The 25,387-nt window shown below is 73.4% G+C and carries 4 protein-coding genes; all 4 read right to left on the bottom strand.

Features of this window, described 5'->3' with window-relative positions; genetic code table 11:
- Positions 1 to 5 precede the first annotated feature (5 nt).
- The 4 genes from ACQPZX_RS13715 to ACQPZX_RS13700 are packed head-to-tail and all read right to left on the bottom strand — an operon-like array spanning position 6 to position 25,313.
- Positions 6 to 206 carry an MbtH family protein gene (locus ACQPZX_RS13715; RefSeq protein WP_433379570.1) on the bottom strand — a complete coding sequence of 67 codons (201 nt, stop codon included), beginning with the start codon at positions 204 to 206 and terminating at the stop codon, positions 6 to 8.
- On the bottom strand, positions 203 to 10,705 hold the full coding sequence (locus ACQPZX_RS13710; RefSeq protein ID WP_433379567.1) for an amino acid adenylation domain-containing protein: 10,503 nt from the start codon (positions 10,703 to 10,705) through the stop codon (positions 203 to 205). Before ACQPZX_RS13710 ends, ACQPZX_RS13715 begins: the two co-directional genes overlap by 4 nt.
- Positions 10,702 to 21,081, bottom strand: coding sequence for an amino acid adenylation domain-containing protein (locus tag ACQPZX_RS13705; RefSeq protein WP_433379564.1), 10,380 nt, complete (start codon positions 21,079 to 21,081; stop codon positions 10,702 to 10,704). The genes ACQPZX_RS13710 and ACQPZX_RS13705 overlap by 4 nt, the downstream gene beginning before the upstream one ends.
- A complete protein-coding gene (locus ACQPZX_RS13700) occupies positions 21,078 to 25,313 on the bottom strand; it encodes an amino acid adenylation domain-containing protein (protein WP_433379561.1) in 4,236 nt (1,411 codons plus the stop codon). The genes ACQPZX_RS13705 and ACQPZX_RS13700 overlap by 4 nt, the downstream gene beginning before the upstream one ends.
- Between the last annotated feature and the right edge of the window lie 74 nt (positions 25,314 to 25,387).

Raw genomic sequence — 25,387 nt, 5'->3', positions numbered from 1 at the left:
TCCGGCTAGGAGATCAGGCTCTGCGGGCGCATGTCGGTCCAGTTCGCGTTCACGTAGTCCAGGCAGTCCTGCCGCCCGGCCGGGCCGTGCACCGTGCGCCAGCCCGCCGGCACCTCGGCGAAGACCGGCCAGAGGCTGTGCTGGTTCTCGTCGTTGACCAGCACGAGAAACGTGCCGTCGGCGTTGTCGAACGGGTTGGTGCTCATCGGATACTCCTCGTGCGGATGTGGGTTACCAGGGCTTGCAGGGCGTCGAACCAGGCCGCGGCCAGGTCCTGAACCTGTTTCTCGGCGAGCACGGCGTCGGGCCATGCCCAGGTGGCGGTCAGCTGCGGGCCGGTCGCCCGGTCCTCGGTCTGGGCGTTGACGACCAGCTCGTACGTCTCGGGCATGGCGTCGTCGGCGCCGTTCTCGGCCGCCTCCGCCTCCGGTGCGTACTCCCAGTCCTCGGCCTCCGGGAAGTCGAACCGGCCCATGTAGTTGAACTGGATCGGCGGATGCGGCAGCGCGGCCAGCGCCGGCCCGGTCCGCGGGTTGAGGTAGCGCAGCAGGCCGTAGCCCATGCCGTTGTCGGGCAGCGCGGCCAGGTGCTCGCGCACCCGGGTCACCGCCTCGGCCACCGCCGCTCCCCCGGCCGCCAGGTCGATTCCGGTGGTGTCCAAAAGAATCGGGAAGATGTTGGTGAACCAGCCGACCGTCCCGGAGAGGTCGGCGCCGGGCACCAGATGCTCCTCGCGGCCGTGGCCCTCCAGCGCGACCTGCACCGCGCCGCCGGGGCGCCAGCGGGCCACCGCCACCCCGAGGGCGCCGAGCAGCACGTCGTTGATGCTCGCGCCGAGCGCGGCCGGCACGGTGGTCAGCAGCGCCTCGGTGACGTCGGTGGGCAAGGCGAGGGTGTGGTCCTTGAGCGTGCCGGCCACGTCGACCTTCGGGTCCAGCGGGCGGATCACCGGTAGCGGGTCGCCCTTTCCGGCGATCTCGGTCCACATCGGAAGCTCGGCCTCCCGCCGCGGCGAAAGCGCCTCCTGGGCGAGCCCGGTCGCCCACCGCCGGAAAGAGGTGCCGGCGGCCACGGCGACCGGGATGCGGCCGGACGCGGCGACCGGGGTGCCGGTGGCCGGGGTGCCGGCGGCGACCGCGTCGCGCCAGGCCGCGCCGATCTCGGGCAGCAGGACCCGCCAGGAGACGCCGTCGACGACCAGGTGATGCACGAGCAGCAGCAGGCGGCCCGGGCGATCGGGCCCGGCGTCCAGCCAGGCGGCCCGGATCATCACGCCGTTGTCCGGGTCGAGCGCGGCCTGGGCGATCCGGGCCTGCTCGGCCACCGCGTCCCACAGTCCGCCTTCATCGAGTCCGGAAACGTCGACCCGGGTGCAGAACGCGGACGTCGGAAGGGATCCCGGCGGCACCACGAGAGACCAGTCGCCGGTGCGGTCGAGCCGTGCCCGCAGCAGGTCGTGCCGGTCGGTGACCGCCTGCAGCGCGGCCAGCAGCGGCTCCCAGCCGAGGCCGGCCGGGACCTGCACCACCGCCGACTGGTTGAAGCCGGCGATCGGCCCCTCGACCTCGCTGAGCCAGCGCATCACCGGCGTGAGCGGCAACGACCCGACGCCGTCGGCGGCCTGCTCCCCGGACGGGTCGAGCGCGGTGGCGACCAGGGCGAGCCCGGCCACCGTGCGCTCGGCGAACACCTGCCGCGGGGTGATCCGCAGGCCGGCCGCGCGGGCCCGGCCGACCAGCTGCATGGCTACGATGCTGTCGCCGCCGAGCGCGAAGAAGTCCGCCTCGACGTCGACCGTGTCCAGGCCCAGCGCGGCCGCCACGACCTCGCCGAGCGCGCGTTCGCGGTCGTTCGCGGGCTCCCGGCCGGCATTTGCTCCGGTAACCGAAGGGGCGGGCAGCGCGGCCTTGTCGAGCTTGCCGTTGGCGAGGGTGGGCAGCCGGTCGAGCCGGATCAGCGCGGCCGGGACCATGTAGTCGGGCAGCTCGGCGGCCACCGCGGCGCGCAGCACGGCCGGGTTGAGGTCGTCCGGGCCGACCACGTAGCCGACTAGCCGGCGGACACCCGGGCGGTCCTCGCGGGCGATCACGACCGCCTCGGCGACGCCGGGCTGGGCGGCGAGCACGGTCTCGATCTCGCCGAGCTCGATCCGGAAGCCCCGGATCTTGACCTGCTCGTCGACCCGGCCGAGGTATTCGACCCGGCCGTCCGCGGTCCAGCGGACCAGGTCGCCGGTGCGGTACATGCGGTCGCCGGGCGCGCCGTAGGGGTCGGCGACGAACCGCTCGGCGGTCTGCCCGGGGCGGCCCAGGTAGCCGCGGGCCAGCCCGGCCCCGGCCACGTAGAGCTCGCCGGCGATCCCGGCCGGCGCGTGCCGCAGCGCGTGGTCGAGGACGTACGCGCGGGCGCCGCCGACGGCCCGGCCGATGACCGGCGTACGGCTGTCGGCAACCCGGGCGGAGAGGGCGTCCACGGTGGCCTCGGTCGGCCCGTACAGGTTGAATGCCTCGGTGTCCGGCAGCGACGCCAGCCGCTCCCAGAACGCGGGGGCGATCGCCTCCCCGCCGACCCCGACCACCGCGAGGGGGCATATCCCGTCGCGGATCAGCCCGGCGTCGGCGACCTGCGCGAAATGCGACGGGGTCAGCTCGATGAAGTCGATGCCCTCGTCGCGGATCAGCGCGGCCAGCTGCTCGGGGTCGCGCTGGGTCGGCTCGGTGACGATGTGCAGGGCGTGGCCGTCGAGCAGCCACAGCTGCGGCTGCCAGGAGGCGTCGAACGCGAACGACCAGGCGTGCCCGACCCGCAGGTGCCGCCGCCCGGTGGCCGCGCGCGCGGGCCGGTGCAGCTGGGCGTTGTGGCTGCGGAACAGGTTGACCAGGTTCCGGTGGGTGACCACGACGCCCTTGGGCCGGCCGGTGGAGCCGGAGGTGTAGATGACGTACGCCGGATGCTGCGGTCTCGCGCGGCCCTCCAGGTTCTCGCCGGCGTGCTCGCTCTCGTCGACCAGCACCCGCGGGACCTCCGCCGCGATGTCCACGTCCTCGGCGGTGACCAGGAGTTTCGGCTTGGCATCGTCGAGCATCGCGGCGATCCGCGCGGCCGGGTAGGCCGGGTCGAGCGGCAGGTAAGCGGCGCCGGACTTGAGCACACCGAGGATCGCCGTGATGGCGTCGGCGGCGCGCGGCAGGGCCAGGGCCACGATGTCCTCGGGACCGGCGCCGCGTTCGACCAGGAGCCGGGCGAGGCGGTTGGTCCGCGCGTTCAGTTCGGCAAATGTCCACCGCACCTCCCCGCACACCACCGCGATCGCGTCCGGCGACTCGGACGCCTGCCGCTCGAACAGCTCGGCGACGGTGGGGTCGTCGGTCCGCGTGATCGGGGCCGGGTTCCAGCCTTCCCGGTTCTCGCCGGCGACCAGATCGAGGCGGCCGACCGGGCGCGAAGAGTCGACGGCAAACGCGGTCAGCACCGCTGTCACTGCGGCGACGATCCGCTCGGCAACCGCGCCGGTGAACAGGTCCGGGCGGTATTCCAAGCCGATCCGCAAGCGTTCGCCGAGGTCGACCACCCAGGTCAGCGGATAGTGCGTGGCATCCCGGCCGCCCGCCTCGGCCGCGGCGAGGAGGGAGTCGTCGCCGTCCGGGTAGTTCTCGACGATCAGCAGCGTGTCGAACAGCTCGCCGGCGCCGGCCAGCCGCTGGATGTCGGCGAGCCCGAGATACTGGTGGTCGAGCAGCGCCGATTGCTCGTCCTGCAGCCGGGTCAGGAACGCCTCGACGGGCTCGGCGGGGTCGATCCGGACGCGGACCGGCACGGTGTTGATGAACAGGCCGATCATCGACTCGACGCCGGGCAGCTGGGCCGGGCGGCCCGAGACGGTGGCGCCGAAGACCACGTCGTCGCGGCCGGTGAGCCGGCCGAGCACGACGCTCCACGCTGCCTGCACCAGCGTGTTCAGCGTCAGGCCACGGGTACGGGCGAGCGCCGTGAGCGCATCGGTGACGTGCCGGGGCAGTTCGCGGTCGAGCAGCTCGGGAACGGCCGGTTCGCGCTGCGGGTCGGCCGGGGCGAGCCGGGTGGCATCCTCGACGCCGGCGAGCGCGGCCCGCCAGGCCTCCTCGGCCGCGACGCGGTCCTGCCCGGCCAGCCAGGCCAGAAAGTTCCGGTACGGCGTCACTTCCACCGCCTGCCCGGCGTACAGGGCGCCGAGCTGCTCCATCAGCGGTCCGCGGGACCAGCCGTCGAGCAGCATGTGCTGGTGGGTGAGGACCAGCCGGTAGCCGCTGGCCGTCCGGACCAGCATCATCCGCAGCAGCGGCGCGGTGGCCGGGTCGAAGCGGCGGCCCTCCTCGGCCAGGCAGCGCTCCCAGGCCTCGCCGTCGTCGTCACCCAGGTCGGCGACGGCCCACGGCAGGCTGACATGCCGGGACACCACGGCGACCGGGCGGCCGGAGCCGAGCTGGTGGAACGAGGCGCGCAGGTTCGCGTGCCGCTCGAGCAGGGCCTGCCCGGCGGCGCGCAGGCGCTCGGGGTCGACCGTGGCCGGCAGGTCGAACACCATCTGCACGGTGTAGAGGTCGAGGCCGCCCTCGTCGAACGCGGCGTGGAACAACAGTCCGGCCTGCAGCGGGGAGAGCGGCAGCACCTCGGCCACGTCCAGGCCCAGGCCTGCGATCTCGGCGGTCTCCGCGTCGGTCAGCTCGACCAGCGCGCCCTCGCCGGCCGTGGCGGTGAAGGCGGATCCGGCCGCGGCGGCCAGCGCGGCCGGGGTGCGCAGCTGGAACACCTGCCGCAGGGTGAGCGACAGTCCGGCCGCCCGGGCGCGGCCGACCAGCTGGATCGAGACGATGCTGTCCCCGCCCAGGCCGAAGAAGTCGTCCTCGGCGCCGACCGACGGCATCCCGAGGACCTCGGCGAACAGGTCGCAGAGCAGCTGCTCGCGGGGAGTCCGCGCGGCGGTGCCGGTGGTGGCGGCGGCGAAGTCGGGCGAGGGCAGGGCGGCCCGGTCGAGTTTGCCGTTGACGCTCACCGGCAGCGCGTCCAGCTCGACGAACGCGGACGGCACCATGTGGTCGGGCAGCTTTTCACGGAGCCCGGAGATGTCGGCCGGTCCTACTGTGTAGGCGACCAGGCGGCCATCGCGGACCACCACCGCGCAGGGCCTGTCGATCGCGGCCTCGATCTCGCCGAGCTCGACCCGCTGCCCACGGATCTTGACCTGCCCGTCGCCGCGGCCGAGGAACTCCAGGACGCCCTCGGCGGTCCAGCGAACGCGGTCGCCGGTGCGGTACATGCGCTCGCCCGGCTCGCCGTACGGGTCGGCCACGAACCGCCCCGCGGTCAGGCCGGGCTGCCCGCGATAGCCCCGGGCGAGCTGGACGCCGGAGAGGTAGAGCTCGCCGGGCACGCCCACCGGCACCGGGCGCAGCGCGTCGTCGAGCACGCTGACCCGGGTGTTCCAGACCGGCCCGCCGATCGGCACGCTCGTCCCGCTTGAAAGAGAAGCGGCCGCCCAGTATGTGACGTCGACCGAGGCCTCGGTCGGGCCGTAGAGGTTGTGCAGCCCGGCCTCCGGGAGGATCTCGGCGAACCGGTTCGCGAGGGTGGTGGGCAGGGCTTCGCCGCTGCAGATCACCCGGCGCAGGCTCGTGCAGCCGGCCGCGGAGGGCAGGAAAGCGGCGAGCATCGACGGGACGAAGTGGACGGTGGTGACGCCCTCGTGGCGGATCAGCCCGGCGAGGTACTCGGGGTCGCGGTGGCCGTCCGGCTTGGCGACGATCAGGGTGGCGCCGGCGATCAGCGGCCAGAAGAACTCCCACACCGACACGTCGAACCCGGCCGGGGTCTTCTGCAGCACCCGATCGGCGCCGGTGAGCGCGTACTCGTGCTGCATCCAACGCAGCCGGTTGACGATCCCGGCGTGCTCGACGGCCACGCCCTTGGGCGCGCCGGTCGAGCCGGAGGTGTAGATGACGTACGCCGGGTTCCGCGGCCCCGGCGGGGTGAGAGCGACCGCAGGGTCGTCGATCGGCTCGTCGAGCCGAATGGACGAGGCGGGCAGCCGGCCGGCCGTCGCGGCGTGCGCGAGCACCGCGACCGGCCGGGAGTCGGCCAGCATCCCGGCCAGACGGGCGTCCGGGTGGTCGAGGTCGAGTGGCAGGTACGCAGCGCCGGCCCGCACCACGGCGTGGATCGCCACCACGAGGTCGATCGAGCGCGGGAGGGCCAGCGCCACCACGGTTTCCGGGCCCGCGCCGGCCGCGGTCAGCACCCGGGCCAGCCGGTCGATCCGGGCGTCCAGCTCGCGGTAGGTCAGCCTCTCGCCGGCCGGGCCGACCAGCGCGAGGGCGTCCGGCGTGGCCGCCACCTGCGCGGAGACCAGCTCCGGCAGGGTGGCCGGGGACAGCGCGACCACCGGGCCGGCGCCGCCGGCCGGCGGCGCGTCGAGCAGCCCGATCCGGCCGACCGGCGCGTCCAGCCCGGCGGCGAGTCCGTCGACCAACGCGACGAGGCCGTCGGCCAGGCGGGCGGCGAGGGCGGGATCGAAGAGGTCGGGCCGGAACTCGAGCGCGAGCCGCAGGGTCTCCCCCGGCTCGGCGATCAGCGTGAGCGGATAGTGGGTGGCGTCGTGGCCGTCGGTGCCGGTGACCGGCAGCCCGCCGTCCCCGGTGGTGTCGTCGTCGGGATAGTTCTCGAACACCACGAGGGTGTCGAACAGCTCGCCGTGCCCGGCGATCCGCTGGATGTCGGTGAGGCTGAGGTACTGGTGCTCCATCAGCGCGGACTGCTCGTCCTGCAGGCGGTCCAGCAGGGTGTGCGCGGGCTCGGCCGGGTCGATGCGCACGCGTACGGGAACGGTGTTGATGAAAAGGCCGACCATCGACTCGACGCCGGGCAGCTGCGGCGGGCGGCCCGAGACGGTCGCGCCGAACACCACGTCGTCGCGGCCGGTGAGCCGGGTGAGCAGCAGCGCCCAGGCGGCCTGCACGACAGTGTTGAGGGTGAGCCCGCGAGCCCGGCCGATCGCGGTGAGCGCGGCGGTGCGATCGGCGGCCAGCTCGACCTCGACGACCTCGGGGCGCAGCGCCTCCCGCGGCCCACCGGGGGCGACCCGGGTGGGCTCGGCCAGCCCGGCCAGCGCGGCGGTCCAGGCCTGCTCGGCGGCGGACCGGTCCTGCCCGGCGAGCCAGGCGAGGTAGTCGCGGAACGGGCGGCCGGTGGTGGTCGCCGACGGATCCCGGTACAGCGCCGAGAGCTCGGCCATCAGCGGGCCGCGGGACCAGCCGTCGAGCAGCAGGTGGTGGTGGGTCAGCACGAGCCGATGGGTGTCCGGCCCGGTGTGCACGAGGGCGAACCGGACCAGCGGGCCGGCCGCCGGGTCGAACCGGTGGCCCTGCTCGTCGAGGATTCGTTGCCAGGCAACGTCGTCCGGGGCGTCGGCCTCGGTCCACGGGACGGTCACCGTGGCCGGGACGACGCTGACCGCGGTGCCCGAGGCGAGGTGGTGGAACGAGGCGCGCAGGTTGCCGTGCCGTTCGAGCAGGGCCTGGGCGGCGGCGCGCAGCCGGTCGGCGTCCACCGGGCCGCTCAGCTCGAACACCATCCGGACCGTGTAGACGTCCGGCCCGGCGTCGTCGAGCAGCGTGTGGAAGAGCAGGCCGGTCTGCAGCGGCGAGAGCGGCAGCACCTCGCGTACGTCGAAGCCGAGGCCGGCGACCTCGCGCCGGTCGGCCTCGGTGAGCGTGACCAGCGACAGGTTCGCGGGCACGGCGTCGGCGCCGGTGACCGTGCCGGCCACCGCGACCAGCCGGGCCGGGGTGCGGTTCTGGAAGACCTGCCGGGGCGAGAGCACCAGCCCGGCGGTGCGGGCCCGGCCGACCAGCTGCATCGACATGATGCTGTCGCCACCGAGTGCGAAGAAGTCGTCGTCGATGCCGATCCCGGCGACCCCGAGGACCTCGGCGAAGACGTCGCACAGCAGCTTCTCGCGGGGTGTGCGCGGCTCGCGGCCGGTGCGGCCGGCGGCGAAGTCGGGTGCGGGCAGCGCGGCCCGGTCGAGCTTGCCGTTGACGCTGACCGGGAGCTTCTCGAGGGACACGAAAGCGCCGGGGACCATGTAGTCGGGCAGGATCGCGCTCACGTCCGTACGCAATCGGACCGGATCGGCGTTCCCCACGACGTACGCGATGATGCGTTTGATCCCGGCGTCGGTGCGCAGCACCACGGCGGCCTGCCGGACGCCCTCCTGGCGCGCGACGACGGCCTCGATCTCGCCGAGCTCCACCCGGAAGCCGCGGATCTTCACCTGGTGGTCGGCCCGGCCGACGAACTCGAGCGCGCCGGACTCGTTCCAGCGCACCAGGTCGCCGGTGCGGTACATCCGGCCGCCACGGAAGGGATCGGCGACGAACCGCGAAGCGGTCATCCCGGGCTGGTTGAGGTAGCCGCGGGCCAGGCCGAGGCCGCCGAGATAGAGCTCGCCGACCGTGCCCGGCGGCACCGGGTTGAGGCCGCTGTCGAGCACGTAGGCGCGTTGTCCGGGGTCCGGCACGCCGATCGGCACGGGTCCGGTGGTGACGGGGGCGACCTCCCACAGCGTGGCGTTGACGCTGGTCTCGGTGGGGCCGTAGCAGTTGAACATGTGCCGGCCGGGCGCGAACCGCTCGGCCAGGCGGGCCGGGACCTCCTCGGTGCCGACCATCAGGTGCACGTCGAGCGGCAGCTCCACGTCGGCCGGCAGCGCGCCGAGCACCGACGGCGGCAGCGCCAGGTGGGTGACCTCGTGCTTGACGATGTAGTCGGCCAGCGGCGCGCCCGGCGCCCGCAGCTCGGCCGGCACGACGACCAGGGTGCCGCCGGACAGCAGCGCCCAGCCCATCTCCCAGTAGGCGAGGTCGAAGCTGGGCGAGGCGAACTGCAGGGCCCGGCTGTGCTCGGTGATGCCGATCCGCCGGGTCTGGGTGGCGAGCAGCTTGGCCACGCCCTCGTGGGTGACGACGACGCCCTTGGGCCGGCCGGTCGATCCCGAGGTGTAGATGACGTACGCGGCGTCCAGCGGCCCGGGCTCGCGCGGCTCGGCCCGCGGTCCGTCGCCGGGCAGGTCGGCCGCGGTGACCGTGCACAGTGGACGGGCGTCGTCGAGCATGTACTGCAGGCGCTCGGGTGGGTAGTCGAGGTCGAGCGCGAGGTAGGCGGCGCCCGAGCGGAGCACGCCGACCAGCGCGGTGATCAGGTCGGCCGAGCGGGGCAGCGCGACCGCGACGACCTCGCCGGGGCCGGCGCCCCGGCCGGCGAGCGAGCGGGCCAGGCGGGCCGAGCGGGCGTCGAGCTCCGCGTAGGTGACCTGCTCGTCCCCGCAGACGATCGCGACGTGCTCGGGGAACGCGGCGGCCATTTCGGCGAACCGGCGCGGGAAGGTGGTGAGCTCGATCCCGTCGGTGCCGCCGGCCCAGTCGCCGAGCAGCCGGGCGCGGTCGGCCGGGTCGAGGATGTCGATGCGGCCGACCGGACGCGCCGGGTCGTCGGCGATCGCGGTGAGGATGCGGACAAGCCGGTCCAGCAGTCCCTGCGCGGCAACGTCGGCCCGATGCCGGATCTCCAGGTTGATGCGGTCGCCCGGCTCGGCGATCAGCACCACCGGGTAGTGGGTGGCGTCCTCGTCGTACGCCTCGGTGACCTGCAACCCGTCCACCGGCTCGGCCGGGCCGCCCGGATAGCTCTCGAAGACGGTCAGCGTGTCGAACAGCTCGCCGTGCCCGGCCAGCCGCTGGACGTCGCCGAGACCCAGGTATTGGTGCTCGATCAGCGCGGCCTGCTCGTCCTGCAGGCGGATCAGCAGGTCGCGGGCGGGCTCGGCGGGGTCGATCCGGACCCGGACCGGAACAGTGTTGATGAACAGGCCGATCATCGACTCGACGCCGGGCAGCTGCGGCGGGCGGCCGGAGACGGTGGCGCCGAAGACCACGTCGTCGCGGCCGATGGTGCGGGCCAGCAGGAGGCCCCAGGCGGCCTGGACGAGCGTGTTGAGGGTGAAGCCGTGGGTGCGGGCCAGGGTGGTGAGGCGGGCGCTCAGTTCCTCGGGGAGCGCGGTCTCGACCGAGTCCGGGACCGACGGCTCGCCGGGGGCGGCGATCCGGGTGGGCTCTTCCAGGCCGGCGAGGGCCTCCCGCCAGGCGGCGATGGCGGCCTGCTTGTCCCAGCGGCTGAGCCAGGCCAGATAGTTCTTGTACGGGGTGACCGGCGGCAGCTCCCGGCCGGCATAGAGGTCGAACAGCTCGCGGACGAGCAGCGGGGATGACCAGCCGTCGAGCAGGATGTGGTGGTGGGTGATGACGAGGCGGTGGACGTCGTCGGCGAGCCGGGTCAGCGCCATCCGCAGCAGCGGCGGCCGGGTCATGTCGAAGCGCGGAGCCTCCGGCTCGCTCTCGTTGAAGGACCACGGCAATGGCACCCGGGTGGGGATCGCCGCGACCGTGGTGCCCTTGGCCGTACGGCGGAAGCCGGCCCGCAGGTTGGGATGCCGGTCCAGCAGCGCCTGCCCGGCCGCGCGCAGCCGGTCGACGTCGAGGGCGCCGGTGAGGTCGAGGGCGATCGACACCGTGTAGACGTCCGGCTTGTCGGCGTCGTACAGCGCGTGGAACAGCAGGCCCTCCTGCAGCGGCGAGAGCGGCAGGACGTCCTGGAGTCCGGGCTTCTTGGTCACTGCGTCTCCCACTCGGCCTCGAAGTCCGCGAAGTCGGCCTCGAGGCTGTCGATGTCGTCCTGGCTGAGCTCGACCAGGTCCAGGTCGGACGGGGTGTAGCCGCCGCTCTCCGCGCCGGTGGCCAGCGCCCGCAGGGCGGCCCGGAACCGGTCGGCCAACTCGCGGACCTGCTCGGCGGCGAGCAGGCCGCGCGGCCAGGTGAAGGTGGCGGCCAGCCGGGGCCCGTCGGGGTGGTCCTCGGTGATCGCGTTGATCTCCAGGGGGTAGTCGGCGGGCATGTCCTCGTCGGCGCCGCCGCCCCAGCCCTCGCCGGCCGGCTCCCACGCCTCGTCGCTCGCGTCGCCGGCGGCGAAGCGGCCGAGGTAGTTGAACCCGATCTGTGGCTGCGGCCGCCCGGCCAGCGGCTTCTCGGGGTGGGACCAGCGCAGCAGGCCGTAGCCGACGCCGTGGTCGGGCACCGCGCGCAGCCGTTCCTTGACGACCTTCAGCGCGTCGGCCGGGTCTTCGGCGCCCAGGTCGAGCCGCACCGGGTACTCGGTGGTGAACCAGCCGACGGTCCGGGACAGGTCGGCGCCCGGCACAAGCTGTTCCTCGCGGCCGTGCCCCTCCAGGGTGACCAGCCAGCCCTCGTGATCGGCCCAGCCGCGCAGGGCGAGCGCCAAGCCGGTCAGCAGCACGTCCTCGACGGTGGCGTGGAAGCCGGCCGGGACGGTGGTCAGCAGCGGCTCGGTTTCCGCCGGCGGCAGCGTGACGGTGTGCTCGTCGCAGGTGCCGACGGTGTCGCGGGTCGGGTCGAGCTCGCGGCGGCCGAGCGGGGCGCGCGGCCCGTCGAGGACCTCGGCCCAGTACGGCGCCTGGCTCTCGGCGCGTGGGTCGCGAGCGAGCCGGTCGAGTTCGCGGGCCCAGCGCCGGAACGAGGTGCCGGTACGGGTCAGCGCCCTACCGTGCCACGCGTCGGCGAGGTCGGAGAGCAGGATCCGCCAGGAGACGCCGTCGACGATCAGGTGGTGGAGGACGAGCCGGACGTACGGGCCGGCGAGCGCCGCCTGGACCATGGCTTCGGCGATCGGCGCACCGGGCGGGGGGATCTCGATGCCGTCGGCGGTGATGCGGGCGCGCAACATGTCGTGCCGATCGGCAAGCGCCCGCATCGCCTCGGCGAGCCGTTCCGGGGTGGCGCCGGCCGGGGCGTGCAGCAGCATCGACTGGTGGTAGCCCTCGATCGGGCCGTCCACTTCGAACAGCCAGCGCATCACCGGGGTCAGCGGCGCGCTCCCCCACGCTTCGCCCGGCGCCTCGGCGACGGTCACGGTCTCGGCGACGTCCAGCTGGGCGAGGGCGGCCGGGGTCTTGTGCCGGAACACGTCGCGCGGGCTGATCCCGAGACCGGCCGCGCGGGCCCGGCTGACCAGCTGGATCGAGACGATGCTGTCGCCGCCGAGGGCGAAGAAGTCGTCGTCGGCGCCGACCGCGGGCAGGCCGAGCACGTCGGCGAACAGGTCGCACAGCTGCTGCTCGCGCTCGTTGCGGGCGGCGGTGCCGCCGATGAGCCCGGTGAAGTCGGGCGCCGGCAGGGCGGCGACGTCGAGCTTTCCGGCGACCGTACGGGGCAGCGAGTCGACCTCGACGAACGCGGCCGGGACCATGTAGTCGGGCAGCTTGCGTTTTACCTCGTCAAGATCGACCGGGCCACCGACGACGTAGGCGACCAGGCGGCCCTCGCGGACCACGACCGTGCTCTGGCCGCCCAGCGCCGCCTCGATCTCGCCCAGCTCGATGCGGAAGCCGCGCACCTTGACCTGACCGTCGGCGCGGCCGGCGAACTCCAGCACGCCATCGCGGCTCCAGCGGGCCAGGTCGCCGGTGCGGTACATCCGGCCGGGGTGGAAGGGATCGGCGACGAACCGCTCGGCGGTCAGGGCGGGGCGGTTGAGGTAGCCGTGGGCGAGACCGGCGCCGGCCACGTACAGCTCGCCGAGCACGCCGGGCGGGACCGGCTGCAGGGTGGCGTCGAGGACGTAAGTGCGGACGTTGTCCAGCTGGTAGGAGCGGCGATCAGGCCCGGACCAGCCGTAGGCGTCGACCGAGGCCTCGGTGGGGCCGTAGAGGTCGTGGCAGTCGAGGCCGTCGACGGCGCAGATCCGTTGCCACAGCTGAGGATCGATGGCTTCGCCGCCGACCAGGAGCACGCTCAGGCCGGCGTCGAGGATCCTGGCCGGGATCAGCTCGCGCAGGTAGGTCGGCGTCACGTCGAGCACGTCGACGCGGTGTTCCCGGACGTAGCCCACCAGGGCGGCGTCGTCGCGGTACTCGTCGTCGTCCAGGACGTGCAGGGCGTGGCCGTGGAGCATCCAGACGAGCGGTTCCCACGAGCCGTCGAAGGTGAAGGACGCGACGTGCGCGACCCGCCTCGGCGATTCGGGCATCAGCCGCCGGGCGTGGGTGGCGGCCAGGTTGACGATGCCGCGGTGCGGGACCAGCACGCCCTTGGGCCGCCCGGTCGAGCCGGAGGTGTAGATGACATATGCCGGGTCGTCCCCGCCGATCGAGGCACGGACGCCGCGGCCGGGCAGCGCGGCGTCGCCGGCCGTCAGGCGCGGGCCGGTCCACGGGACGTCGAGCCCGTCGGTGGTGACCAGGATCGCGGGCGCGGCGTCGTCCAGGATCGCGGCGACCCGGTCGCTCGGCTGGTAGGCGTCGAGCGGCAGATACGCGGCCCCGGACCGGAGCACGCCGAGCAGCGCGGGCACGGTGAGCGGGCGGGAGGTCGCCAGCGCCACCAGGCCGCCTCGCCCGACGTGCCGCCCGGCCAGCGCACCGGCCAGCCCTGAAGACCATTCATCCAACTCGGCGAACGTCCAGCTGCGGCCGCCGGAGACCAGCGCGACCGCGTGCGGCGTGGCGGCCACCTGCGCCTCGAAAAGGTCCACGATGGACCCTTCTTGCACCTGGCCGGTCGGAGCCGACAGGAGGCGAGCGCGTTCCTCCACTCCGAGGACGTCTATCCGGCTCAGCGCCGTGTCGGGGTCGGCGGCGAGGATCCGCTGCAACCGCTCGACCAGGGTGCGTGCCGAGGCAGGGTCGAAGCGGTCGGTGGCGAACTCGAGGGTGCCCTCGATGCCGGCGCCGTCGGCCGCGTCGGCGAAGTCGAACGAGAGGTCGAACATCGCCGAGCGGTGCCCCACCGGTTCCGGCCGCCCGTCCAGGTCAGCCAGGCGCCAGCTGCCGCCGGTCCCAGGCAGGTAGGACACCATCGTCTGGAACAGCGGGTGCCGCCCGAGCGACCGCACCGGATTCAACGCCTCGACAAGATGCTCGAACGGCACATCCTGACGATCAAAAGCTGCAAGATCCGTTTCCCGTACGCGCGAGAGCAGCGCCCGCAACGACGGGTCACCGCTCGTATCCGTACGCAGAACCAGCGTGTTCACGAAGAACCCCACCAGGTCGTCGACCGCCGCATCCGGACGACCCGCCACCGGTGAGCCCAACGGGATGTCGGTTCCGGCGCCCAACCGGGTCAACAGGATCGCGACCGCCGCCTGCACGACCATGAAGACGCTCGTGCCGGTGCTCCGGGCCAGATCGCGCAGATCGCGGGCGACCGCGTCCGGCAGGCGGAACTCGACGGCCTCGCCGCGGTAGCTCGCCTCGGCCGGTCGCGGCCGGTCGGCCGGAAGGTCGATCTCGTCGGGCAGCCCGTCGAGCGCCTCCCGCCAGCCGGCGATGTCCAGCCGCTGATCTCGTTGCCAGAGCGCGAAATCCGCGTACTGCACCGGAAGCGGGACGAACGACGGCGCGTGACCGGCGCGCCGGGCCTCGTACGCGATGCTCAGATCCCGCAGCAGCGGCGCCTCGGACCACTCGTCGCCGGCGATGTGGTGCAGCAGCAGGAGGATCACGTGCTCGTCCGGCCCGGCCGGGAACACGTCGACCCGCAGCGGCGTCTCCCGGTCGAGCTCGAACGCGTGCTCGGCCGCGGCGTCCAGGTCACCGTCCGCGGGGAAGGCGACCGGCACCGCCCCGGCGTCGAGAACGTGCTGATACGGCGTGCCGTCGACCTCGGGGAAGACGGTCCGCAGCGTCTCGTGCCGCTCGGCCACGTCCCGCACCGCGGCGGTCAGCGCCGCCCGGTCGAGCGGCCCGCGCAGCCGCCACGCCATCGGGATGTTGTAGGTCGGGTTCGGGCCTTCGAGCCGGTAGAGGAACCACAACCGTTGCTGGGCAAAGGAAAGCGGCACCCGCGCGGGCCGGGATCGCGGGGTGATCGGCTCCCGGAGGGCGCCGGTCAGGCGGGGCAGCAGCGCGGCCACGGTCGGCGCGTCGAAGACGGCCCGCACCGGCAGCTCGACGCCCATCGCCGCGCGGACCCGCCCGGCGAGGCGCATCACCAGCAGCGAGTGGCCGCCGAGCGCGAAGAAGTCGTCGTCGATGCTCACCGACGGCAGTCCGAGCATCTCGGCGAACAGGTCGCACAGTTGCTGCTCGCGGGTGCTGCGGGCGGCCCGTCCTTGGCTGAGCACGTACAGGTCGGGCGCCGGCAGGGCGGCCACGTCCAGCTTGCCGGCCACCGTGCGGGGAAGCGCGTCGACCTCCACGAATGCGGCCGGGATCATGTAGTCGGGCAGCTTTTTCTTCACTTTGTCGAGATCGACCCGGCTGCCCACGACATAGGCGACCAGCCGGCCGTCACGAACCACGACCGCACTCTGCCCACCGAGCGCCGCCTCGATCTCGCCGAGCTCGATCCGGAAGCCGCGCACCTTGACCTGACCGTCGGCGCGGCCGGCGAATTCCAGCGTGCCCGCGGCATTCCAGCGGGCTAGGTCGCCGGTACGGTACATGCGGCCTTCTTGGAAGGGATCGGCGATGAACCGCTCCGCGGTCAGCCCAGGCCGGTTGAGATAGCCGTGGGCGAGGCCGGGACCGGCCACGTAGAGCTCGCCCAGCACGCCCGGTGGCACCGGCTGCAGTGCCGCATCGAGCAGGTAGGTACGCACGTTGGCGAGTTGATAGGGCTCGCGCGCAACGCCGTGCCAGCCGTAGGCGTCGACCGAGGCCTCGGTGGGGCCGTACAGGTCGTGACATTCGAGGCCGTCGACGGCGCAGATCTGTTGCCACAACTGCGGATCGGTCGCCTCGCCGCCGACCAGCAGCATGCTCAGGCCGGCGTCGAGCACCCCGGCCGGGATCAGCTCGCGCAGATGGGTGGGCGTCACGTCGAGGAAATCGACGTCGTGCTCCCGCAGGTAGCCGACGGTCGCCGCAGCGTCCCGGCAGACGTCGGTGTCGAGCACGTGCAGGGCGTGGCCGTCTAGCAGCCAGATCAGCGGCTCCCACGAGCCGTCGAAGGTGAACGAGGCGACGTGCGCGACCCGCCGCTTGGGGCCGTGCATCAGCCGATCGCGGTGCGAGTGGAACAGGTTGACGATGCCGCGGTGCGGGACCACCACGCCCTTGGGCCGCCCGGTCGAGCCGGAGGTGTAGATGACGTAGGCCGGGTCGTCGGCCTCAACGGCGACCCAGTCGTGCCGCGCTTCCGGAAGCACCGCCGGGTTCAGGCGGCGGCCGTCCCACGGGACGCTCAGATCGCCGACCAGCAAAGCCGGCGCGGCGTCGTCCAGGATTCCACCGATTCGATCGGCCGGTTGATTGGCGTCCAACGGCAGATACGCCGCCCCGGATCGCAGCACGCCCAGGATCGCGGGCACGGTCAGCGGACGGGCGGTGGCCAGCGCGACCAGATCGCCACGGCCGACTCCCTCGGCGGCCAGCGCGCCGGCCAGCCTCGAGGACCATTCGTCCAGCTCGTTGAAGGTCCAGCTGCGGCCGCCGGAGACCAGCGCAACGGCCTGCGGCGTAGCGGCCACCTGCGCTTCGAAGATGTCCACGATGGACCCGGTCGCCGCTTCTCCGTGCGATGAGGCCAGCAGGCTAACGCGTTCCTCCTTTCCGAGGACGTCGATCCGGCTCACCACGGTGTCGGGGTCGGCGGCGAGGACCCGCTGCAGCCGCTCGACCAGAACGCGGGCCGAGGCCGGGTCGAAGCGGTCGGTGGCGAACTCCAGCTCGCCGCGGACCCCGTCGCGGGTCTCGAAGAAGTCGAACGACAGGTCGAACATGGCCACGTGCTGACGGACGTGCTCGGTCTCGACCCGCAGCGAGCCCAGATGCCAAGTGCTGTCGGCCTCGCCGAGATACGACACCATCGTCTGGAACAGCGGGTGCCGACCGAGCGACCGCACCGGGTTCAACGCCTCGACAAGATGCTCGAACGGCACGTCCTGACGATCAAAAGCAGCAAGATCGGTTTCCCGTACGCGTGACAGCAGCTCCCGGAACGACGGGTCCCCGCTCGTGTCCGTCCGCAGGACCAGGGTGTTCACGAAGAAGCCGACCAGATCGTCGAGCGCCGCATCCGGACGCCCGGCCACCGGCGAGCCCAGCGGAATGTCGGTACCCGCGCCCAACCGGGTCAGCAACACGGCCACCGCCGCCTGCATCGCCATGAACATCGAGGTGCCGGTGTTCCGGGCGAGCGCCCTCAGCCGGGCGGTCACCTCGGCGGGCAGCTCGAAACGCACGACGTCGCCGCGGTAACTGGCCGCCGCCGGGCGTGGCCGGTCGGCCGGAAGGTCGATCTCGTCGGGCAGACCGGCGAGCGTCTTCCGCCAGCCCTCGATGTCCAGCGGCTGATCCCGTTGCCAGAGCGCGAAATCCGCGTACTGCACGGGAAGCGGCGGGAAGGCCGGCGCCAGGCCGGCGCACCGCGCGGTGTACGCGGCCACGAGGTCGCGGCGCAGCGGCACGTCCGACCATTCGTCGCCGGCGATGTGGTGCAGCAGCAGGACGAGGACGTGCTCGTCGGGAGCGACCCGGAACAGCCGGGCGCGCAGCGGGGGCTCCTGATCGAGCCGGAACCCGTACGCGCCAAGGGTTTCCAGTCGCTCGGCCAGGTCGCCCTCGGCGATCTGCTCGACCGGCATCGGGACCGGCCCGGCCGGCAGCACCCGCTGGAACGGCTCGCCGTCCTCCTCGGCGAAGACCGTGCGCAGCGTCTCGTGCCGGCCGGCCACGTCGGTGACCGCGGCGGTCAGAGCCTCGGTGTCGAGGCGCCCGCGCAGCCGCCACGCGATCGGGATGTTGTAGGTCGGGTTCGGCCCCTCCAGCCGGTAGAGGAACCACAACCGTTGCTGCGCATAGGAGAGCGGGAGCCGGTCGGGTCGCGGCCGGGCGATCAGCGGCGCCCGGGTCGAGCCGACCAGGCGCGGCAGCAGCGCGGCCACGGTCGGCGCCTCGAACACCGCCCGCACCGGCAGCTCGACGCCCATCGCCGCGCGGACCCGGCCGGCCAGGCGCATCACCGACAGCGAGTGGCCGCCGAGCGCGAAGAAGTCGTCGTCGATGCCGACCGAGGGGATGCCGAGCACCTCGGCGAACAGGTCGCACAGCTGCTGCTCGCGGGTGCCGCGGGCGGTGCGGCCACCGGCCGGCGCCGCGATCTCCGGGTCGGGCAGGGCGGCCACGTCGAGCTTGCCGGCGACCGTACGCGGCAGGGCGTCCACCTCGACGAAAGCCGACGGAATCATGTACGCGGGCAGCTTGCCTTTCAATGCCTCGACGTCGACCGGCCCGCCGACCACGTAGGCAATCAGGCGCTCCGCCTTGACGACGACAGCGCACTGGCCGCCGAGGGCCGCCTCGATCTCGCCGAGCTCGATGCGGAAGCCGCGCACCTTGACCTGGCCGTCGGCGCGGCCGGCGAACTCCAGGACGCCGTGTTCGTTGCGGCGGACCAGATCGCCGGTGCGGTACATCCGGCCCGGGTGGAAGGGATCCGCGACGAACCGTTCGGCGGTCAGCCCCGGGAGGTTGAGGTAGCCACGGGCGAGGCCTGGCCCGGCCACGTACAGCTCGCCGAGGACGCCCGGCGGCACCGGCCGCAGCGCCGCGTCCAGCACGTAGGTCCGGACGTTGTCGAGCCGGTAGGCGTCGCGCGCGGGACCGTGCCAGCCGTACGCGTCCACCGAGGCCTCGGTCGGCCCGTACAGGTCGTAGCAGTCGAGGCCGTCGACCGCGCAGATCTGCTGCCACAGCTGCGGATCGGTCGCCTCGCCCCCGACCAGCAGCATGCTCAGCCCGGCGTCGAGCACGCCCGCGGGGATCAACTCACGCAGATAGGTGGGCGTCACGTCGAGGAAGCCGGCGCCGTGCTGACGCAGATAGCCGACGGTGGCCGCCGCGTCCCGGTAGACGTCGGCGTCGAGCACATGCAGGGTGTGCCCGTCCAGCAGCCAGATCAGCGGCTCCCACGAGCCGTCGAACGTGAACGAGGCCACGTGGGCAACCCGCCGCTTCGGCCCACTCATGAACCGGGCGCGGTGCGAGGCGAACAGGTTCACAATGCCGCGGTGCGGCACCACGACACCCTTGGGCCGCCCGGTGGAGCCGGAGGTGTAGATGACATATGCCGGGTCCCTGGCTTCGATCGCCCCCGTGCGGGCGTCGGCCGGCTCGAGGTGCTCCGAGACATGAAGTCGCCGCCCGTCCCAGGGCAGCTCGACCCCCTCCTCGGTGACGACGAGCGCGGGCGCGGCGTCTTCGAGCATGGCGGCGATGCGCTCACAAGGCTGGTCCAGGTCGAGCGGCAGGTAGGCGGCGCCCGCGCTCATCACCCCGAACATCGCCTGCGGCGTGAGCGCCCGCGGCAGCGCGAGCGCGACGCGGTCTCCCCGGCCGACCCCCAGCGCTCGCAGCCGGGCGGCCAGCCCACCGGCCCACCCGGAGAATTCGGCAAACGTCCACTCGCGCCCGCCCGCGACCAGAGCCACCGCGTCCGGGGTCCGTCCGGTTTGCGCGGCAAGCAGATCCGGGATGGTGACGCCCGCTGTCGGCGCCGCCGCGTCAAGCAGCTCGGCACGCTCGGCCGTTGCTGGCGGCGCCAAGTCGAGCAGGTCGGCGCGCTCAGCCGGGTCGAGGACGTCGAGCCTGGCTAGCAGGGCAGTCGGTGCGTCGCACAGCTGGGTCAGGACGGTCGTGAGCCGGTCCAGGAGCCGCTCGGCGGCGGCCGCGGTGAACAGGTCGCCGCGGTACTCCAGGTCTAAGTGCATCCGCTCGCCCGGGCGGGCGGTCAGCGTCACCGGATAGTGGGCGCAGTCCCGGATCGACGCGCCGGTGATCCGCGCTCCCCCGCCGGGCGACGGCAGCGACGAGCCGAGCGGGTAGTTCTCGAAGACGGTGAGCGTGTCGAACAGCTCGCCGTGCCCGGCCAGCTGCTGGATCTCGGCGAGGCCCAGGTGCTGGTGGTCCATCAGCCGGGTCTGGCCGTCCTGGAGGCCACGCAGCGCGTCGACGGTCCGGGTGGCCGGGTCGAGCCGGACCCGGACCGGGATCGTGTTGAGGAACAGGCCGATCATCGTGTCCGAGCCGGGCAGGTCGGGCGGCCGGCCGGCCACGGTCGCGCCGACCACCACGTCATCGCGGCCGGTGAGCGCGCCGACGACGATCGCCCAGGCGCCCTGCACGAGGGTGTTCAGCGTGAGCCCTTCGGCCCGCCCGAGCGCGGTCAACCGGGAGGTGAGCCCGGCCGGCAGGTCGCGCAGCACCCGGTCGGGCACCACCGCGTGGACGGTCGGCCGCCCCGCCGGCGAGGAAGGCCCAGCCGGCGCGGACGGCCCAGCCGGCGCGGACGGCCCAGCCAGCGCGGACGGCCCAGCCAGCGCGGACGGCCCAGCCAGCGCGGACGGCGCGGACGGGCCGGACGGCGCGGCCAGCAGGGTGGCGCCGTCCAGGTCGGCGAAGGCGGACTGCCAGGCCTTGGTGGCGGCGGGCCGGTCCTGGGCGGCGGTCCAGGCCAGGTAGGTGCGGAAGTCGGCGGGTGGTGGCAGCGCGTCGCCGCGGTAGAGGGCTGTCAGCTCGTCCAGCAGGAGCGGCATCGACCAGCCGTCGAGCAGCAGGTGATGGTGGGTGAGGACTAGGCGGTGGTCGTGCGGGCCCAGCGAGACCAGCGCGAGGCGCAGCAGCGGGGCGGTGGCCGGGTCGAGGCGGGTGGCTAGGTCGTCGTCGAGGAACTTGGGCAGTTCCTCGGCGGCCAGCGACATCGTGGTCCAGGGCAGGGCTACGTGCTGCGGCACGATCGCGACGGCCTGGCCGTTCTTGCGGCGGCGGAAGGCGACCCGCAAGTTGGGCCGCCGGTCGAGCAGCGCCTGCCCGGCCGCGCGCAGCCGGTCGGCGTCGACCGGGCCGGTCAGCGTGACCGTCAGCTGCCCGGTGTAGACATCCGGGCCGTCCGCGGCCAGCTGGGTGTGGAACAGCAGGCCTTCCTGCAGCGGGGTGAGCGGCAGGATGTCGCTGATGCGGGAGGCGGGCGCGGTCACGGAAGCTCCCACTCGTTCTCGAACTCGTCGATCTCGTCCTGGCTGAGCGTCAGCGTCAGGTCCGACGGGGTGAGCCCGCCGGCGGCCGGGCCGCGGGCGTGCCCGACCAGTGCGCCGAGCGCGGCGAACCAGCCGTCGGCCAGCTCGGCGACCGCCTCCTCGGAGAGCAGGTCCCGCGGGTAGGCCCAGGTCACGCCGAGTGCCGGTCCGTCGGCGGTGTCCTGCACGTACGCGTTGATCTCCAGGGTGTAGGGCGCGACCGGCATGCCCAGGTCGTAGCCGCCGGCCAGGATCCCGTGCCCGGCCACCGGGGTGAAGTCGGCGCCCGATCCGGCGGCGAACCGGCCCAGGTAGTTGAAGCTGATCTGCGGGGCGGGCAGCGCGGCCAGGGCCGGTGCGGTGTCCGGGTTGAGGTGGCGTAGCAGCCCGTATCCGATGCCGTGGTCGGGGATCGCGCGCAGCTGCTCCTTGATCCGCTTGAGCGCGGCGCCGGCGGCCGGTCCGCCGGCGAGCGCGTCGGTGAGGTCGGCGTCACCGGGGTCGAGGCGCACCGGGAACACGCTGGTGAACCAGCCGAGCGTGGAAGCGAGGTCGGCGCCGGGCACGACCTGCTCCTCGCGGCCGTGGCCTTCGAGGGCGATCAGCACGGACCGTTCGCCGCCGCCGCGCCACTTCGCGACGGCGAGGGCGAGACCGGTGAGCAGAACGTCGTTGATGCCCGCGTTGAAGGCGGCCGCGACGCTCGTGATGACCGGCTCGGTGCGGCCGGCCGGCAGCCGGACGGTGTGCCGGGCCACCGAGGCCAGGTCGTCGACCGGGCGCAGCGGCCGGTGGCTGAGCGCCGGGTCGGGACCGTCGAGGATCCGTTGCCACAACGGCAGTTCCGTGGCACGGCGGCCGGCCGCCTCGCGGAGCCCGAGCGCCCAGCGGCGGAACGAGGTGCCGGTGTGCGAGGTCGCCCGGCGCTGCCAGAGCGCGGCCAGGTCGTCGGGCAGGATCCGCAGCGAGACCCCGTCGACCACGCTGTGGTGGACCACCAGCAGCAGCTCGCGCGACGCCGGGAAGAACACCGCCTGGGCCATCACGCCCCGGGCCGGGTCGAGCCGCCGCGCCGCCGCTTCCTCCTCGGCCGCGATCGTGGCTCCCTCGGCCGCGATCCGAAGCCAGGGTGCGACGGTTCCCCGCGGCGCGACTCGCAGCATGCCGGCCGGCCGGTCGAGGGTGGCGCGGAGCAGGTCGTGCCGGTCGGTCAGTTGGGCGAGGAGCGCGGCCACATCGTCGGCCGTGGCGGCCGAGGGGGCGGTGACCACGATGGACTGGCTGAACGCGGTGAGGTCGCCGCCGGTCTCGTCCAGCCAGCGCAGGATCGGGGTGAACGGGATCTCTCCGATCCCGTCGTCCGGCGACTCCGGGCGGACGGTCTCCAGCTCGGTGACGACCTCGGCGAGGGCGGCCACCGTGCGGGCCTCGAAGACCTGGCGGGAGGTGCAGACCAGACCGGCGGCCCGGGCGCGCAGCACGAGCTGGATCGAGACGATGCTGTCGCCGCCGAGGCTGAAGAAGTCGTCGTCGATGCCGACGCCCGGCACGCCGAGCACGTCCGCGTAGAGCTCGCAGAGAACCTTCTCGCGCGGGGTGCGCGGGGCGGTGCCGGTGGCCAGCACGGCAAAGTCGGGGGCGGGCAGCGCGGCCCGGTCGAGCTTGCCGCTGGTGAGCACCGGCAGCGCGTCGAGCAGCACGTATCCGGTCGGCACCATGTAGGCGGGCAGCCAGGACTCGGCGTGCAGGCGAAGCGCTTTCACGAGCGCGGCCGGGTCGGTGAACGCGGCCGGGGTGTTGGCGAGCGGCACGGTCGCGCCCGGCCGGTAGTCGCCGGCGGGCGCCTCGCCGAGCTGGAAGATGGCGTCGAGCGCGCCGGTGAGCGAGTCGCCGTTCCAGGTGACCGCGACGTGGTGACTGCTCAGGGCGGCGAGGCCGGCGGCGGTGACACCGTCGGCAAAGCCCAGCAGGGCGTTGGGAATTCCGGTGACACGCACCCGCTGCGGGTTCGCCGAGAGCAGTTCGCGTAGGTCGTCGAGCCCCGTCCACGCGTGCACCGGCTGGTCGCCCGGGGACGCGGTCGAGAGCACGACGTCGTACCGGTAACGGGTCAACTCGTTGTCGTGGCGGGACTGCTTCACGCGTACGTCAGCAGTGAGCATGCCGAGAGTCGCGAAATAATCCGGATCCAGCAGCAGCTCGCGCTCGGCCCGCAGGGCCGCCTCGACATCGTGGCCGGGCCGCGCCGCCGCGATCGCCTCGTGCAGGGCCCGATGCAGCCGCAGATTGCGCACGTCGCCCACGAAGATGCGCCCACCGGGAGCGAGCCGGGTGACCGCCGCGCGCAGCACCGACGTCAGGTAGTCGGCGCTCGGGAAGTATTGCGCCACCGAGTTGATGACGACCGTGTCGAAGTGGCCCTCGGGCACGCCGGTCAGGTCGTGGGCCGGCTGCGCGCGCAGCACCACGCCGGGCATGTCCGCGGTGGCCGCGCGCAGCGTCGCGACGGCCTCCTCGGAGAGATCGAGCCCCCAGTAGCTCTCCAAATCCGGCGCGAGCCGCGACAGCAACAGTCCGCTGCCGACCCCGATCTCCAGGATTCGTTGCGGGGCAAGGGCTTTGATCCGGGAGACTGTCTCGTCCCGCCACTCGCGCATCTGCTCCAGCGGGATCGGCGAGCCGTCGAAGCTGGAGTTCCAGCCGGTGAAGTTCTCGTCGAAACGCTCCACCCGGCCGGCCTGGTAGAGCAGCTCGTGCAGCTCCTTCCACTCGGCAACCTGCGCCTCGGCCGTCTCCTGCGGCGCCTCGGCGGGAACGATGTAGGCGGCCAGCCGCTCGTCGCGGACGATCACCGCGACCTGCCCGACGCCCGGGTGGCGGGCGAGCACCGACTCGATCTCGCCCAGCTCGATCCGGTAGCCGCGGACCTTGACCTGGTCGTCGACCCGGCCGAGGAAGTCGAGCCGGCCGTCCTCGCGCCACTGGGCGACGTCGCCGGTTCGGTACATCCGGCCGCCGGCCTCGTCGAACGGGTTGGCGACGAACCGCTCGGCGGTCAGGTCGGGCCGGTTCACGTAGCAGCGGGCCAGGCCGGGTCCGGCCAGGTACAGCTCGCCGGGGACGCCGGGGTCGACCGGGCGCAGGGCGGAGTCCAGCACGTACGCGTCGGTGGCCGGGTCCGGGCGGCCGATCGGGACCGACGAGCCGTCGATCCGGGCCGGGTCGCACTCGCCGAGCGTCGAGTTCACGGTGGCCTCGGTCGGCCCGTACGCGTTGAACATCCGGCGGCCGTCCGCCCAGCGCGCGACCAGTTCGGGCGAGACCCGCTCGGTGCCGGCCAGGAGGATGCCCGGCGGCAGCTCGCATTCCGGGGGCAGAGCCGCCAGCAGCGCCGGCGGCAGAATCATGAAGTTCGTCCGGTGCCGCATCGCGTACTCGGTCAGCGCGGGCCCGGCGACCCGGCGGTCGGCCGGCACGACGACGATCCGGCCACCGGAGCAGAGCGCCAGCACCAGATCCCAGAACGCGACGTCGAAGCTGGGCGAGGCGAAATGCAGCACGCGCACGTCCGGGGTGAGTCCGAACCGCTCGAACTGGGTGGACATCAGCTTGGCGACGCCCGCATGGGTGAGCAGCACGCCCTTGGGCCGGCCGGTGGAGCCGGAGGTGTAGATGACGTACGCGGCGTGCTCGACCCGCAGCCCATCCCGTACGGGATCGGTTGCCGCCGCCCGCGTGAGCTCGGTGACCACGGCGGGGTCGTCGAGCAGCAACCGCGGCAGACCCTCCGGATGAGGCAGGCGATCGTCCACCTCGGAAGTGGTGACCAGGCAGAGCGGACGGGCGTCGGCGATCAGGTAGCCGAGCCGCTCGGCCGGGTCGGCCGGATCCAGCGGCAGATAGGCGGCGCCGGCCTTCAGCACGGCCAGCTCGGCCACGATCATCTCGATCGAGCGCGGCACCGCGAGGCCGACCACCCGGTCCGGCCCGGCGCCCCGCGCGATCAGCAGGTGGGCCAGCCGGTTCGCCCGCGCGTCCAGCTCCGCATAGCTGATCTCGGTGTCCTCGAAGACCACGGCCACCGCGTCCGGATCGCGCCGGGCAACGGCCGCGAAGACATCGGGCAAGGCGGCCGGGGCGACGGTGAGCGGGCCGCCGCTGGACCACTGGTTCGCCTCGATCGTGTCGTGCATGCGTCGCTCCTGACAGTCCGGAATGAGGGCGCGTGGCATCCGGGCCCCGTTGGCGCGGCCCTTCGCAAAGCGGT

Origin of the sequence: Actinoplanes sp. CA-142083, from assembly GCF_050942195.1 — a bacterium.
Classification (GTDB): domain Bacteria; phylum Actinomycetota; class Actinomycetes; order Mycobacteriales; family Micromonosporaceae; genus Actinoplanes.
This window is presented reverse-complemented; position numbering and strand designations above follow the sequence as displayed.

What these genes read in the sequence shown, in the direction of transcription:
- ACQPZX_RS13715 (WP_433379570.1), bottom strand. Translation starts at nt 206, where the DNA reads ATGAGCACCAACCCGTTCGACAACGCCGACGGCACGTTTCTCGTGCTG.
- ACQPZX_RS13700 (WP_433379561.1), bottom strand. Translation starts at nt 25,313, where the DNA reads ATGCACGACACGATCGAGGCGAACCAGTGGTCCAGCGGCGGCCCGCTC.